The 15,170-nt window shown below is 50.4% G+C and carries 17 protein-coding genes; all 17 read left to right on the top strand.

The annotated features are described in order from the left end of the window. Positions 1–33: 33 nt before the first annotated feature. The 17 genes from H583_RS0115875 to H583_RS0115795 all read left to right on the top strand — a co-directional run bounded on the left by H583_RS0115875 (position 34) and on the right by H583_RS0115795 (position 15,135). Positions 34–660, top strand: a complete 627-nt coding sequence (locus H583_RS0115875) for a YphA family membrane protein (RefSeq protein ID WP_028561316.1) — start codon at positions 34–36, stop codon at positions 658–660. Beyond that, entirely contained in the window at positions 657–1,562 is a 906-nt protein-coding gene (locus tag H583_RS0115870) for a YIEGIA family protein (protein WP_028561315.1), read from the top strand. Before H583_RS0115875 ends, H583_RS0115870 begins: the two co-directional genes overlap by 4 nt. Before the next feature lies 1 nt (position 1,563). After that, complete coding sequence (locus H583_RS0115865; protein ID WP_028561314.1) at positions 1,564–1,749, top strand: capping complex subunit for YIEGIA; 186 nt, start codon at positions 1,564–1,566, stop codon at positions 1,747–1,749. Positions 1,750–1,817: 68 nt separating this feature from the next. Next, positions 1,818–3,140 (top strand): ribosome biogenesis GTPase Der, encoded by a 1,323-nt coding sequence (der, locus tag H583_RS0115860; RefSeq protein ID WP_028561313.1) that lies wholly within the window; start codon positions 1,818–1,820, stop codon positions 3,138–3,140. A gap of 12 nt (positions 3,141–3,152) precedes the next feature. Next, on the top strand, positions 3,153–3,752 hold the full coding sequence (gene plsY / locus H583_RS0115855; RefSeq protein WP_028561312.1) for a glycerol-3-phosphate 1-O-acyltransferase PlsY: 600 nt from the start codon (positions 3,153–3,155) through the stop codon (positions 3,750–3,752). 3 nt (positions 3,753–3,755) lie between these two features. After that, a complete protein-coding gene (locus H583_RS0115850) occupies positions 3,756–4,793 on the top strand; it encodes an NAD(P)H-dependent glycerol-3-phosphate dehydrogenase (protein ID WP_028561311.1) in 1,038 nt (345 codons plus the stop codon). An 87-nt stretch (positions 4,794–4,880) separates the two neighbouring features. Then, positions 4,881–5,159 carry a stage VI sporulation protein F gene (locus tag H583_RS0115845; protein WP_028561310.1) on the top strand — a complete coding sequence of 93 codons (279 nt, stop codon included), beginning with the start codon at positions 4,881–4,883 and terminating at the stop codon, positions 5,157–5,159. A gap of 243 nt (positions 5,160–5,402) precedes the next feature. After that, positions 5,403–5,582, top strand: coding sequence for a DUF2768 family protein (locus H583_RS0115840; RefSeq protein WP_028561309.1), 180 nt, complete (start codon positions 5,403–5,405; stop codon positions 5,580–5,582). A gap of 59 nt (positions 5,583–5,641) precedes the next feature. Beyond that, entirely contained in the window at positions 5,642–5,938 is a 297-nt protein-coding gene (locus H583_RS0115835) for a 2Fe-2S iron-sulfur cluster-binding protein (RefSeq protein ID WP_028561308.1), read from the top strand. Between the two features lie 20 nt (positions 5,939–5,958). Continuing rightward, on the top strand, positions 5,959–6,552 hold the full coding sequence (locus tag H583_RS33160; RefSeq protein ID WP_051236526.1) for a hypothetical protein: 594 nt from the start codon (positions 5,959–5,961) through the stop codon (positions 6,550–6,552). Continuing rightward, a complete protein-coding gene (locus H583_RS0115825) occupies positions 6,549–6,893 on the top strand; it encodes a 2Fe-2S iron-sulfur cluster-binding protein (RefSeq protein WP_028561307.1) in 345 nt (114 codons plus the stop codon). Before H583_RS33160 ends, H583_RS0115825 begins: the two co-directional genes overlap by 4 nt. A gap of 20 nt (positions 6,894–6,913) precedes the next feature. Beyond that, a complete protein-coding gene (locus H583_RS0115820; protein WP_028561306.1) occupies positions 6,914–7,654 on the top strand; it encodes a hypothetical protein in 741 nt (246 codons plus the stop codon). 365 nt (positions 7,655–8,019) lie between these two features. Further along, positions 8,020–9,306 carry a serine--tRNA ligase gene (serS, locus tag H583_RS0115815; protein ID WP_028561305.1) on the top strand — a complete coding sequence of 429 codons (1,287 nt, stop codon included), beginning with the start codon at positions 8,020–8,022 and terminating at the stop codon, positions 9,304–9,306. A gap of 443 nt (positions 9,307–9,749) precedes the next feature. Continuing rightward, a complete protein-coding gene (gene spoIVA, locus H583_RS0115810) occupies positions 9,750–11,228 on the top strand; it encodes a stage IV sporulation protein A (RefSeq protein WP_028561304.1) in 1,479 nt (492 codons plus the stop codon). 265 nt (positions 11,229–11,493) lie between these two features. After that, entirely contained in the window at positions 11,494–12,615 is a 1,122-nt protein-coding gene (locus H583_RS0115805; RefSeq protein ID WP_028561303.1) for a sugar ABC transporter substrate-binding protein, read from the top strand. Positions 12,616–12,640: 25 nt separating this feature from the next. After that, complete coding sequence (locus tag H583_RS0115800) at positions 12,641–14,152, top strand: sugar ABC transporter ATP-binding protein (RefSeq protein WP_028561302.1); 1,512 nt, start codon at positions 12,641–12,643, stop codon at positions 14,150–14,152. After that, the gene (locus H583_RS0115795; protein WP_028561301.1) at positions 14,149–15,135 is read left to right on the top strand and encodes an ABC transporter permease; all 987 of its coding nucleotides are present in this window, start codon (positions 14,149–14,151) and stop codon (positions 15,133–15,135) included. The genes H583_RS0115800 and H583_RS0115795 overlap by 4 nt, the downstream gene beginning before the upstream one ends. Positions 15,136–15,170 lie beyond the last annotated feature (35 nt).

Genomic DNA, 15,170 nt, shown 5'->3' with positions numbered 1-15,170 from the left:
GACACATAATAGAAGCAGCAGGAGGGATTGGGAATGAACGATGGTTATATAGCAGGATTGCTGTTGCTAATACTCTTCATATTGCTGCTGACCGGCTGGAGAAGCCTACTTATACAGGAAATTTCCATTCGGGTTGCGGTGGGTGTTATAATTGGTAGCCTGTTTTTTTCCTACTATATATGGCCTTTGACATCGGCAATCATCATACAGGGGAGCATAGCTTGGCTCGCCTTGTGTGGTGTTCTGGCAGGTGCGGCTTCAGCATCGCGCTCCGGGTTCGTCTATCTGGTATTCGGGGCTGCACTTATTACGGTCGTCTGGTTTTGGAGCGGCAGATTATACTGGATTGATCCTGTGCTCTATGTACTAAAACCGGGTTGGGATGGCGTTTTTTTTGCCGGAATGCTGGCTGGCCTGCTTGTTACCAGGTTTAAGGAGCAGTTTGCTGTGCTGGCCTGTGCGCTTCCGGCAGGTCAACTGTTGCTGGGACTGAGTGTGGGCCATGAAGGATTTTACGTGGGCGGAGGCGCCTGGTGGGACCGCTTCATCAGTGCGCTTTTGATGGCCAGACTCATATCTGTGATCCTGCTGCTGTTTGTGCTGCTTGGCAGCAAGTTAGGATTTCGCAGATTCAAGGATCAGGGGGGAGAACCGTCATGAATACATTTTTGCTGGACAATAAATACACTATCGGCATTATTATGGGCATGCTGTTTGGCATGTTGGCCCGGCTGTCCATGCTGCGGACCGATTATCGCCAATATCCGACACATCCCCATGGGAAGATTATCCATCTGTCGCTTGGTATTATTGCAGCTGCCCTTGGTTCTGTTGCGGTACCGGCCTTACTGAAAAAAGATTATACCGCAGTGACCTTTCTGACAGTAGCCGCTCAGCAATTCCGTGATGTGCGGAATATGGAGCGGGATACGCTGACTAAAATTGACGGTATGGAACTGGTACAACGCGGCGCTACTTATATCGAGGGTATTGCCATGGTTTTTGAAGGACGCAATTATTTGGTTATTATGTCGTCCTTTGTAACCAGCTTTGCTGCCATCACTCTGAATTGGTATTTGGGGCTTGCTGTGGGCGTGTTGTCTCTCATAGTCGTTCACCTGCTCAGAGCAGGAAAGTCACTCTCACATATTGCTACTGTAAAGGAGGCTCCGGTTCGTCAGGAGGGCGCGGATCTCTATGTCGGGGATATCTACATTATGAATGTCGGTTTGAAATCAAACCAGGAAATTATAAGCGAGCGGGGAATCGGACTGATCATCAAGCCGAATAATCCCAACAGCAAAGCAACGCTCAGCAATCTGGGACAGCGTCAGGCCATCTTGTATGATTTGTCGACAATACTTGGTGTCTACCGTGATGACGGAGAGCCAGCGCTCATTCCAATGGCCAAGCTGGATATGAGGGACAGCAGACTTGCCGTGTTTATCCTGCCTCAGGAGAAAGACCCGGCAAAGGCAGTGGAGACCGCACTGCGTGTTCCGATTCTTGAATCGGCAGTCCGCATGCCGACAGAAGCCAAGGTAAACGAGGAGGAGACCTGAAATGGCTAAAATTGTGGCTGTAGTCACGACTAAAAAGGATATGGTCCGCGGGGGTGCTCCTATTTTTTTTGAGGAAAATCAGCAGCAGGTGGAGGAAACCGCTTTTCTTTTGGAGAAAATATTGGATGCATCGGTTCACGATTTGAAAAACGGCACGCTGATCATCGTGAACCATCATTCAAAATGAAATGTTAGCCAAGCCAGCGCTTTTTTGCTATGATGGTAATCGTGAGTATTTTCGAAGGAGTGGAATCAATGGCAAGACCCGTTATTGCAATTGTCGGGCGGCCAAATGTGGGTAAATCTACGATCTTCAACCGCGTCATCGGTGACCGGCTGGCGATTGTAGAGGATAAACCTGGCGTTACCCGAGACCGTCTGTACGGCTCTGGTGAATGGAATGGCAAGGCCTTCAGTATTGTGGACACTGGAGGAATTGAAATCGATGGCGAAGATGAAATCATGAAGTCTGTCCGTATGCAAGCTGAGCTTGCAATTGAAGAAGCAGACGTCATTATTTTCATGGTAGATGCCAAAGCCGGTTTGACCCATGCGGACGATGAAGTAGCCCGAATGTTATTTCGTTCAAGGAAGCCTGTTGTTTTAGCAGTCAACAAGGTGGATAATTTTAACCGTATGGACGATGTGTATGAGTTTTACAGCCTTGGGTTTGGCGACCCGATTGCCATATCAGGCTCTCATGGATTAGGTATCGGGGATTTGCTTGATACGGCGGTAGAGAAGCTGCCTGAGCCAAAGCAGGATGATTACGATGACGATGTGATTAAGGTTGCGTTGATCGGGCGGCCGAATGTCGGCAAATCATCGCTTGTGAATGCGTTGCTTGGGGAAGAACGGGTTATCGTCAGCAATATGGCGGGTACGACTCGTGACGCGATTGATACTCCGTTTGAGCGTGACGGACAGCGCTATGTCCTGATTGATACTGCAGGGATGCGCAAACGTGGCAAGGTCTATGAAACAACAGAGAAATACAGCGTTATGCGTGCGCTGAAAGCCATTGAACGGGCCGATGTTGTGCTCATTCTGATTAATGGGGAAGAAGGAATTATTGAGCAGGACAAGCATATCGCCGGATTTGCGCATGAAGCGGGCAAGGCGTCCATATTTGTCGTGAATAAATGGGATGTAGTGGAGAGGGACGACAAAACGATGCAGCAATTTATGCAAAGCATCCGTGACCATTTCCTGTTTATGACGTATGCGCCGATTGCATTCCTATCAGCCAAGACAAAACAGCGGCTGCATAAGCTGCTGCCGATAGTGAATCATGTGTCCGAGCAGCATGCGCTCAGAATTCAAACGCATCTGCTGAATGACGTTGTGGCGGATGCAGTTGCGATGAACCCGCCGCCGTCTGACAAAGGAAAGCGTCTGCGCATCAACTACGTGACCCAGGTAGCAGTCAAGCCGCCAACTATTGTGGTGTTTGTGAATGATCCTGAATTAATGCACTTTTCGTATCAGCGCTATCTGGAGAACAAGATTCGGGGAGCATTTAATTTCGAAGGGACACCGATCCGTATTTATACGCGTAAGAAGTCCGAGGAAGATTAGGGGAGAAGAGACTTGTTGGAAGCTGTATTACCTATCGTGATCAGCTATTTGCTTGGTTCTGTCGCATTCAGCATTTTGATCGCCCGCTGGGTGAGGGGGATTGATATCCGCCAGCACGGGAGCGGCAACGCAGGAGCCACGAATACGCTGCGCATCTTGGGCAAAGGCCCGGCATTGTTTGTATTTTTGCTTGATGTAGGAAAAGGCGTGCTTGCGGTCTTTATCGGCAACTGGTTCAGTGGAGGAAATATTTGGGTTATGGTACTCAGCGGTCTGGCTTCCATTGTTGGCCACAACTGGCCGATCTGGTTCCGGTTCAAGGGGGGCAAAGGGATTGCTACGACAGTTGGCGTCATGCTGACCGTTGCTTTTATCCCGGCCCTTTTTGCAGGAATTGCAGCCATTGCCCTGATTGCCATTACCCGCTATGTTTCACTCGGTTCACTGGTGTTTGCAGCGATGACACCGGTGTTCGTCCTGCTGCTGGACAGGCCGCTTCCGCTTTTGTGGGGAAGTCTCGTGCTGTGTATCTTTGCTTTTCTCCGTCATCGCACCAATATTGCCAAGCTGCTGCAAGGGAAGGAAAACAAGCTTGGCGCCAAGAGGATGTGACACATGACTATTTCTAAAGTAGCCGTACTTGTTGCCGGAAGCTGGGGCACTGCGTTAGCCGCCGTTCTTGCTGACAACGGCCACCAGGTCCGTCTGTGGACACGTAATCCGGATCAAGCTGCTGAAATCAACAGCAAGCGAACCAATGGAAAATTTCTTGGGGATGCTCTGCTCCCACAAGGAATCGAAGCGGTGACAGAGCTTCAAACTGCGCTTGAGGAAGTCTGCGCTGTTATATTTGTCGCTCCTTCGGCAGCCATGAGAGAGGTAGCGCGTGCTGCCGCTCCATACATAGGCAAGGATGTGCTATGTGTCCATGCAACGAAGGGTTTTGAGAGCGGCACACACAAGAGAATGACCACAGTTCTGGCTGAAGAGCTGGATCGCAAGGAAAGTTCTCTCGCCGTGCTGTCCGGTCCAAGTCATGCCGAGGAGGTCGTGCGCAAGCAGCCAACGACAGTTGTCGTCGCCTCAGCGGAGCAGCATCAAGCCGAGTCCGCGCAGGATTTATTTATTAATTCCTACTTTCGTGTGTATACCAACCCGGATCTGATTGGGGTAGAGGTGGCTGGAGCGATCAAGAATATTATTGCGCTCGGTGCGGGTCTCTCTGACGGTTTGAGCTTTGGGGATAATGCGAAGGCGGCTCTGATTACAAGAGGATTAACCGAAATCGCACGGCTTGGCGATGCCATGGGCGCCAATATGCTGACCTTTGCAGGTCTTGCTGGCGTCGGCGATTTGATTGTGACCTGTACAAGCACCCACAGCCGCAACTGGCGGGCGGGCTCGCTGCTTGCCAAAGGGCTTGCGCTTGACGAGGTATTGAATCAGATGGGCATGGTTGTCGAGGGTATACGCACGACACGCGCCGCTTATGAGCTGGCCAAGCTGTACGATGTCCAAATGCCGATTACGGAACAGCTCTATCAAGTGCTGTTTGAGGATAAATCCCCCAAACTGGCTGTCGAGTCATTAATGGGGCGCGGCCGTACGCATGAAATCGAGGAAGTTACAAAAGCGTGGAGCAGGCACGTATAAGGAAGTGAGCCTATCACCAATCCCGTCCTACTGTCATATGATGCTAGCAGCAAGAGAAAGCTGTGGCATATTTGGAGGAGGGAAACGATGGCAGACAAAAATCTTCCGAAAGACGTTCTCAAGGCCGTCAACAAAAAAAGCGGCAAACCGATTACAGAAGGCGCTGTGAATAAGCTGGCCAGCGGGGTCACACCAAAAACGTTAAAGAGCGATGCGGAGCTCCGCCGTCTCATCAAGCAGGTATCTGCAATGGCTAAAATACCGGTTACGGATCAGACGGTCAATGAGATCATTGGGGTTGTCAAGAAGAATGGAACAAACCTGGGCAGCATGGAGCAGCTGATGAAAGCCATGCTCAAAAAATGACGATCTTGTGGACAAAAGCAGATTTTCCGTAATTTGCCGGAAAGGCAAGCGGAACTGCTTTTGTCCTTTTTTTTAACCAATGCTATAATATTTGCTATAACGGCTCATTTTCATTGAACTTAAGCAGGGCGAATACATAGAGTTAAACGTAAAAACAGCTAAAAGATTCCTTATGTTCTGTGGATATTGGGATTCTATTGCTGTGAAGTCGTATACTAAACTGTGCAGGAGTAGATTGCTTAAATGGATGCCATGACGAAGATGTGGGTCTCGTTTGTTGGAATAGGCTTAATGGCGCTTGCTGCTGTTCTGATAACGATTGCCCGTACAAAAACCCGCGGTGTGGTTCGGATCATACTGTCGATTATCGCATTTGTAATATTAATATTAGGATTTATATACGGATTCGCCTCCATATTGTGAGGACGAGTACCCTAAATAATAAGCTGCAACAGCTTAAATACAGAAAGAAGGGCTGTAACGTGATTGAATTGATTGGACGGACGAAGAAAGCAACGGTAGAGGGGGAATCAGGTCTTTCCATTCTTGATCTGGCTTTGAAGCACGATGTAGACTGGGGATTCTCTTGTACTCGCGGTACTTGCGCACGCTGCCGCTGCCTGGTAACGGAAGGTATGGAATATTTGGAGGAAGTTACCGATGCAGAGTGGAACCGTCTGGAGGAAGAGGAACTGAATGAAGGCTATCGTCTGGCCTGCCAGGCTGTGATCAAGAGCGGCGCGGGCAATGTGAATGTTGCCAACAAAACTTATTTTTAAATAGAAACAGGTGGACGTAAATGGTTACCAAGGTTGAACTGGAAGCTGCACTGTCACTTGTTTCAAAAGCAGCCGGCCACTCGGCATGGGTAGTCGGAGGCAGTGCCGGCCTCTTGTTGCGCGGGATTGTATTGGATGCGTCTCCGCGCGACCTGGATTTATACGCTGATGAAGCGGATGCACGGTCCATCCATCAGGCGCTTGCTGCTTATGCGGTCGACAGGCAGGAGGAGAGTACGACTGAGCAGTACCGTTCCATCTTGAGCCACTATGAGATAGGCGGCGTATCTGTAGAGCTTGTAGGCGGCTTTGAGGTCCGTGACGGCAGGAGCTTGTATAAGCTGGAGGTGCGGGAAGTGCTGCAGCCTCTGGGACTTAAGCTTAACGGGTCTGGGGATGAGGCTTACACCGTTGTTCCGCTTGCGCATGAGCTTTGGTTTAACCTGCTCCGTAGCCGTGAGGACCGGCTTCGCCAGATTAGCGAAGCGATGGCGGCAGCCCCGGATTGTCATCTCCCTGCTTTTCACAAAATTGTACAACGTAATCAATTGACTGCCGATCTGAACAATAGCGCTTGCCGCTGGGCTGGTGTCAAGCAAGAGGACCAGAGATGAAGATAGAAATTACGTTTATGCCGGATAACAAGACGGTTACAGTTCATCCTGGCACCACTGTATTTGATGCGGCACGCAAGGCTGGTGTACCGATTCGCAGCCGTTGTGGCGGCAAGGCAGGCTGCCTGATGTGCAAAGTCACAGATCTGACGGGGAGCGGATTGTCCAAGATGGTGGACAATGAACGGCGCAAGCTGGCAGATCTGGAGAAAAACGGTGTCCGTTTGTCTTGTCAGGCCAAAATAATAGGAGCGGCTTCAGTAGAAGTTCCCGAGGACCCGTTGCGTGCAGCTGTGAGGCGCCAGCTTGCCAAACAGGCGGAAGAAGATACGCTCTGGTAGCATGCAGGAGGTTAAATGATATGAACAAAAGCAAAAAAAAGTTGTTCGGGCTGCTCATTCTGGTTTCATTAAGCACTGTACTGCTTGGCGGCTGTATGTACCCGAAGGAGAATCAGGCACAGAACAAGGCTTCAGTCCGTGAAGCGGTGCGCAACATGCAGGCCGTTATTGACCAGTATCAGAAGGAGACCGGGATGCTGCCAATGAAGAACAGCACACCGGAGACACCGAAATACGAGAAGTATATCGTTGATCTTGCCAAGCTCCAGCGAATGGCATATATTAGCGATCTGCCTGCTGTCTCTTTTGAGAAAGGCGGTCCATACTATTTTCTCATCCAGGACGAACAGACAAAACCGACTGTGAAACTGATGGATCTTGTTACATTCCAGGTTGTCAACGAAATCCAGGGCTGGGTGGACGGGTACCGCCGAAGCAACAGCGAGTTGCCCGCAGGGGACGAGGCATACCCGGGATTCAGCCGGATCGACTACAGCAAGTTGAACAAAAAGGAGCCTGCAATTCGCAGCATTTACTCGGGTATGACGCTTTCTGCGATGATGGATCAGGAAGGACGGGTATTTGTAGACTACGGCCTTGATATTATGAAGGCGGTGGAGCGCAGCGGAGTGGCGGAACCACAGGAAGGCATGGATCTGCGTGACCTGCTCGTTGCAAGCAGCGAACTCGTGCCTGTCAAATCAACGGCGTATCAATGGATAAATGGCGAACCGCAGGCTGTAGCGGAGACAAAGCAGTGAGCAAGCTTCAAAACGCATACGGCAACCAATTCAGCAGATAAAAATATAGAGAATGGCAGCCTTTAAGGAGGCTTCCCGTACTAACCGGGTTGCTTTCAACCCCGGCTTATATTATAATTGAAAGAACAATTTCACATTTAGAATATGCCTGTGAAGAGAATCCAACTCGGAGGCGTTTTCGCCAGGAGAGCAAGCAGCAAGGCTTTCCAAGTCAACCGGCTCCGTCCGTTATCGCGGAACCAAGTGGCCAGATCGGTATGAACCGTTCGGCAAATTGGGTGGCACCGCGAGCAGAGCGCTCCTCGTCCCAAGGGATGAGGGCGCTCTTTGTGTTTTTATCGGACAAAAAGGAGATGACAGTTGGCATGCTGGACATGAAATGGATTCGCGACCATAAGGAAGAGGTACAGAAGACGGCAGATGGAAAAGGAATTGCCTTCTCGGTTGACGAGCTGCTGAAGAGGGATCGTGAACAAAGGGAGCTGCTGCAGCAAACAGAAGTGCTGCGCTATGATCGCAACAGGCTTTCGGTTCAGATCGGGGAATTGATGAAGGCAGGGGATACAGAAAATTCTGAGGAACTTCGCGGCAGGGTAAAGCAAATTAATGAAGCCCTCGCCAGACTGGAGACACAGTTGGAGCTGTTGCGTTCCGAAGTTGAAAGGCTGCAGCTGCTTGTGCCGAATCCCGTCTCGCCGGATACGCCCATGGGACGCTCAGATGCGGATAATGTGGAGATCAAGCGTGTTGGAGCACAGCCGGCCTTCAGCTTTGTACTGAGGGATCATGTAGAGCTTGGCGAGCTGCACGGTATTATTGATATCCCTGGCGGGGTCAAAATCGGCGGCACACGAAGCTATGTGCTGAAAGGTGCCGGGCTGCTGCTTCACAGGGCGGTGCAGCAGCTTGCACTGGATTTGTTGCTGAAAAAAGGATTCACTCCACTGGAAGTTCCGCTTATCGTGAAGGATCAGGCACTCGTCAACACCGGATTTTTCCCGCTTGGCAAAGATCAGACTTATGCTGTTCAGGGGGAAGACAAGTGGCTTGTCGGTACATCTGAAGTGCCGCTTATCTCGTATTGTGCAGATGAGATTGTAGATGTGGGGCAACCTGTCAGGCTTGCTGCCGTAACCACCTGTTTCCGCAGTGAAGTAGGCTCGGCGGGGCGCGATGTCCGCGGCCTGTACCGCGTACACCAGTTCAGCAAGGTGGAGCAGGTCATCATCTGTGAGCCGGATGCAGCCTTGTCGGATCAGCTCTTGAAGGAAATCACCGGCCATGCTGAGGAAGTGCTTCAGCTGCTTGAATTGCCATACCGGGTTGTCTCGGTATGTATCGGGGATATGTCGCAAAAGACTTATAAGCAATATGATATCGAAACATGGATGCCTGGCCGCGGTGCTTATGGTGAGACGCACTCGTCGTCCAATTTGCATGATTTTCAGGCGCGCCGCTCCAATATCCGCTGCCGGGGCAATGACGGAAAGCTTAAATTTTGCCATACGCTGAATAATACTGCAGCAGCTTCCCCGCGCATTCTCATCCCGCTGCTGGAGAATCATCAGCAGGAGGATGGAAGCATCCGCATCCCGGAGGCGCTGCGTCCATATATGGGCGGGCTTCAGATTCTCCAGATAAATGGCTCCTAAGCGCCAAGTTTTTTTACTTTGTATGCAGGAACAATAAAGGAATAGGAAACAATTCGTTTGAACGCAGCTTTTGTTAGAGGCTGCGCTTCACGCGGCTGCCGCTTGCCAGGGAAGGAGGCAGCCCTAACGCTCAAGGCTTCGCAGACGTTGATACAGCGGCTGCGAAGCCTATTTATTGTCATAGAGATGGAAGTTTCGTCATATATCATTTCTTGAAAGGGCGAAGCGCGGGCAGCTTTAAAGATTTCAGCAGGAGTGGTCATAAACAGCAAGTCCGGGCAATATGATATTACTAGTCCAAATGTTTGTACGAGTTGCGTCGCATACCCGCTCTTTCGTCCGGTGGATGGCGGCGGACCCTGGCGACATTAGTCCTTAAGCCAGTGTTGCAGCAGGAGATGTACCACCTTGTACTCGGAAATTTGATTGGGAGGGGATATTCAGTGGAGAAAGTGGACATTTTCAAGGACATTGCCGAACGAACGGGCGGGGATATTTACCTCGGTGTCGTCGGTGCGGTCCGCACAGGCAAATCGACCTTTATCAAACGTTTTATGGAGACGGTTGTACTGCCTAACATCGCGAGTGAATCAGACCGCGCAAGAGCAATCGACGAGCTGCCGCAAAGCGCGGCGGGCAAGACGATTATGACTACCGAGCCAAAATTTGTGCCGAATCAGGCAGTGCAAATTAAAGTTACTGACGGCCTGGACGTCAATGTCAGACTTGTCGATTGTGTAGGGTATGCTGTGGAAGGCGCGAAGGGCTACGAGGATGAGAACGGGCCGCGCATGATTACTACGCCTTGGTTCGAGGAGCCGATTCCGTTCCAGGAGGCGGCCGAGATCGGTACGCGTAAAGTCATTCAGGAACATTCTACGCTAGGGGTTGTCGTAACGACCGATGGCACAATCGCTGAAATCCCGAGAAGCTCCTATATCGAATCCGAAGAAAGAGTCATCCAGGAGCTCAAGGAGGTTGGCAAGCCTTTCGTGCTGATCGTCAACTCTACACGGCCAACCAGTGACGAAGCTCTTCAGCTCAGGGGCGAGCTGCAGGAGAAATATGATATTCCAGTCATGACTATGAGTGTTGCAACGATGGGTGAGGACGAGGTTATCTCGGTGCTGCGCGAAGTGCTGTACGAATTCCCGGTTCATGAGGTGAATGTGAATCTGCCGAGCTGGGTCATGGTGCTGAATGAAAATCACTGGGTACGCAGCAACTATGAAAACTCTGTTCGTGACACGGTCAAGGATATCCGCAGGCTGCGTGATGTGGATCGTGTCGTCGCCCAGTTCATGGAATACGAATTCATTGAGCGCGCCGGGCTTAGCGGCATGAACATGGGGCAGGGCGTGGCTGAGATCGATCTCTATGCGCCGGATGAACTGTATGACCAGATTCTGATGGAAGTTGTCGGCGTAGAAATACGCGGCAAGGACCATCTGCTCCAGCTGATGCAGGAGTTCTCCCATGCCAAGCGGGAATACGACCGCTTCTCCGGGGCGCTGGAGATGGTGAAGACTACCGGTTACGGCATTGCTGCGCCATCGCTGGCCGAGATGATGCTTGATGAGCCGGAACTGATTCGTCAAGGCTCGCGCTTCGGTGTGCGTCTGAAGGCGACTGCGCCGTCTATTCATATGATCCGTGTCGATGTGGAATCCGAATTTGCGCCGATTATCGGAACAGAGAAGCAGAGTGAAGAGCTGGTCCGCTATCTGATGCAGGACTTTGAGAATGATCCGATCAAGATTTGGGAATCTGACATTTTCGGTCGCTCACTGCACAGTATTGTGCGTGAAGGCATCCAGGGGAAAATTGCCATGATGCCGGACAATGCGCGCTATAAGCTGCAGGAGACGCTGGGAAGAATTATTAATGAAGGCTCAGGCGGGTTGATCGCGATCATTTTATAGATCCCAATGATCCCCAAATTATTCAGATTTAAAGCCATTTTCCTTGGATTCAAGGGAAGTGGCTTTTTTTCTGGACGGATTATAGGTTGTTTTCGTGAAAACTATTGATTTTTTATACCAACGTTTCTATAATTGCATTTATTGTGCTGGCTATCAATCGACAAAATTCGCATATCACTTATAAATCCGATTGACATAGTAGGAAAAGCTGGTATGATGTTAAATAGAAATTATTATTCGTAGAGAAACTTAGGAGGAAACGATCTTGAAAAAATGGGGTAAATCATCGTTATTGCTGCTTCTTGCAGCATTTATGCTCGTTGTATCGGCATGCGGCAGCAAACCTGCTGACAACACGCCGCAAACTGGAAACGCAGGGACTGGCACAGAGAACTCCGCTGGCGCTGAGAACAGCGATCTGGCTTCACTGAAAGGCAAAAAAATCGCTCTGATTATGCAGTTCAACCAAGGTACTTTCTCTGCTCAATACATTGAGGGTGTAAAAGAGCAGGCTGCTAAATTCGGCGGCGAGGTTCAAGTATTCGCTTCCGAGAACGATCTGGGTAAAATGGTAGCGAACCTGGATTCCGCAGTCAACCAGGGCTTTGATGCCATTCTGACTGACCACGGCGAAGCTGGAGCGCTGGAACCGGGAATTAAAAAAGCGATTGAGAAAAACATTCCGGTTGTTGCGTTTGATGCGGACGTTAACGTTCCAGGCGTAACCGTTGTTTCGCAGGATGACCAAAAGATGGCTGAAGTTACACTGGAGCAGCTCGCGAAGGATGCCGGCGGCAAAGGAAACATCGTAAAAATCTGGGTAGCAGGCTTCGCGCCGATGGAGCGCCGTCAAGTTGCTTACAAGGCATTCCAGGAAAAATATCCGGATATTAAAGAAATCTCCGCATTTGGAAATGCAAGCAACGCACAACTGGATGCTCAACAGCAAATGGAAGCGGTTCTGACACAATACCCGAACAAAGGCGACATCACGGCTGTATGGGCTGCGTGGGATGAATTTGCAAAAGGTGCTTCCCGCGCAATTCAGGCTGCAGGACGCGATGAAATTAAAGTTTACGGAATTGACATGAGCGATGAGGACCTGCAAATGATTCAGGACCCGGCTACACCTTGGGTAGCATCCGCTGCAGTTGATCCGAAGGATATCGGACGTGTACAAGTTCGTTATGTATACCAAAAGCTGCATGGAGACACAACGGACGAAAAGGTTGTACTCGCTCCGACTTATGTAAAACGTGATGATCTTCCAACACCTCCTGAAAAGGTAAACACTACCGACCTTCACAAATTTGTAGAAGGCTGGGGTACTAACCAGCAAGGGCTGGTTGACTGGATGACTGAGCTGGAGAAAATTGCGGCGAAATAAAACTAAACAGCAAGGGGGCTGGGCGATGAGTGCCATCGGCCATCTTCAAATGGACAACATCGGCAAATCTTTTGCCGGTGTTCCTGCCCTTAAAGGGGTTCATTTTGATATTCGCGGCGGTGAAATACATGCGCTGCTGGGAGCGAACGGGGCTGGGAAAAGCACACTGATGAAAATTTTGTCAGGTGCATATACCGCGGATTCCGGGCAAATCATCATTGATGGCAAGCCGGTGCGTGTCCAGTCCCCAGTGGATGCCAAGTCATATGGCATTCACTGTATTTATCAGGAAGTAGATACAGCTCTTGTACCCGGGCTGACTGTAGCTGAGAACATTATGATGGATCAGCTTGCAAGTGGCGGCGGGAAGGGATTCATCAGATGGGGCAAGCTGTACAAGGAAGCGGAAGCGGTCCTTGCCCGGCTCGGCACAGAAATCCCGGTCCGCAAAACGGTAGAGGAGTTGTCTCTTGCAGAAAAACAGCTGGTGCTTATAGCCAGACTGCTCACGGAGCAAGCTCGCTTTGTTATTTTTGACGAGCCGACCGCGCCGCTCAGCCTTGAAGAGGCTGAGCGGTTGTTCCGTGTCATGGAGCAGTTGAAGGAGGATGGCATCGGCTCGGTGTTTATCTCTCACAGGCTGCCTGAAGTGTTTGAACTGTGCGACCGGATTACCGTTATGCGGGATGGCGAGAAGGTGCTGACGGCGGCGAAGGATCAGACAGACATGGATCAGGTCATTCAGGCGATGCTGGGCAAAACGCTGGAGGAAGAGTACGTCAAGCATGAAGCCTTAATTGGCGATGTCGTGCTTGAAGCGGAGAACATTAAGCGGGGGCACCATGTAAGAGGTGTCTCGCTGAAAGTGAACAGTGGTGAGATTGTAGCCGTTGTCGGCCTGGTCGGTGCAGGCAAGACCGAGCTGTCCCGGCTGCTGTTTGGTGCGGACAAGCTGGACAATGGTACGGTAAAGGTAAATTCCAAATCCGTGGCGCTTAAAAATCCCTCAGATGCTGTGAAGAGCGGTATTGTGCTTGTTCCTGAAGAGAGGCGCAGACAGGGAATTCTCGTGGAGGAGTCTGTCCAGCGGAATCTGAGCCTTCCGCTTCTCCGGGGGATTTCACGCCTTGGATTTATTCAATCGCGGAAGGAATCAGAGTTGGCTGTAGGCGTCATCTCCCGTCTTGGTATCAAGACGGCTTCTCCGCAGCTTCCGGCTATGCTGCTTAGCGGGGGCAACCAGCAAAAGGTATCCATCGGCAAATGGGTCGAGACCAAGGCTGATGTCTATTTGTTTGACGAACCGACTAAAGGTGTCGATATCGGGGCCAAGACGGATATTTTCCGGATTATCGGGGAGCTTGCTGCCCAAGGCAAGGCAATTGTCTATTTTACTTGTGAGTTTGCCGAAGCTCTCGGGATAGCAGACCGGATTATCGTCATGTATGACGGTCAGCTGGTCAAACAATTTGCACGCGGCGAAGCTACGCAGGAGCAGCTCCTTTACTATGCGAGCGGCGGAGAGGAGAAACGATGAAAACGAGAATGCTGGAATGGCTGTTTAAATACGGCGCGTTGCTGGTGATTGGCCTTATTATACTTTTCTTGTCTATTATGAATAAAAATTTCTTTACTTACGGGAATTTGACGGATATTTTGCGCTCCATATCCATCGTTACCTTTGTAGCCATCGGCGTGACCTTCTCCTTGACGGTTGACGGCTTTGACTTGTCCGTTGGTTCTACAGTGTCACTCAGTACGGTAGTGGCAGCTGCGTTGATGGTATGGTACGACCAGCCCCTGTGGATCGTAATTACGGTCCCGATTGTGCTGGGTGCTGTAATTGGTCTGCTCAACTCGTTCCTCATCGTTAAGGTCCGGATTCCGGATTTGCTGGCGACACTGGCGATGATGTATATTATTTCAGGGGTTCACCGCACATTTTCTAAGGGTTACACCATTTACAACAACATGCAGCTTACTGACGGTACGACCGCGCCGGGCAAGTTCACTGAATCGTTCCTCTGGTTTGGGCAAGGCAAGTGGCTTGGCGTTCCGGTGCCGGTTATCTTAATGGTACTGGCTGTTATTGCGGTACATCTGTTCTTCAAATACACCCGCTGGGGCAGACAAATGCACTTTATCGGCGGCAATGAAGAGGCAGCCCGTTTGTCAGGTGTACGTGTCAAGCGTATCCGTGTCGCCGCTTATGTGGCTTCTGGCGTGTTTGCGGCTATTGGCGGTATCTTGCTGGCCTCCCGGATCGGAACAGGTCAGATCGATGCTGGCGCCCCTTATTTGATGGAGTCTGTCGCCGCTGTGTTTGTCGGATATTCGGTATTTGCCGCAGGCAAGCCGAATATTATTGGAACCTTTTTTGGCGCAATTTTAATCGGTGTGCTGGTTAACGGGATGACAATGCTGAAATTCCAATATTATGTCAATGATATTATTAAAGGATCGGTTCTCGTGCTTGCACTTGCCGTCACATTTGTCCATTTGAGCCGACGCCGTTCATGAGAATTTTGAGAGAATTTTGAAAGAGTCATTTAAAA

It is taken from the genome of Paenibacillus pinihumi DSM 23905 = JCM 16419 (assembly GCF_000422505.1).
GTDB classification, from domain to species: Bacteria; Bacillota; Bacilli; order Paenibacillales; family Paenibacillaceae; genus Paenibacillus_D; species Paenibacillus_D pinihumi.
The sequence above is the reverse complement of the archived record's forward strand: the minus strand, read 5'-3'. Positions and strand labels throughout refer to the sequence as shown.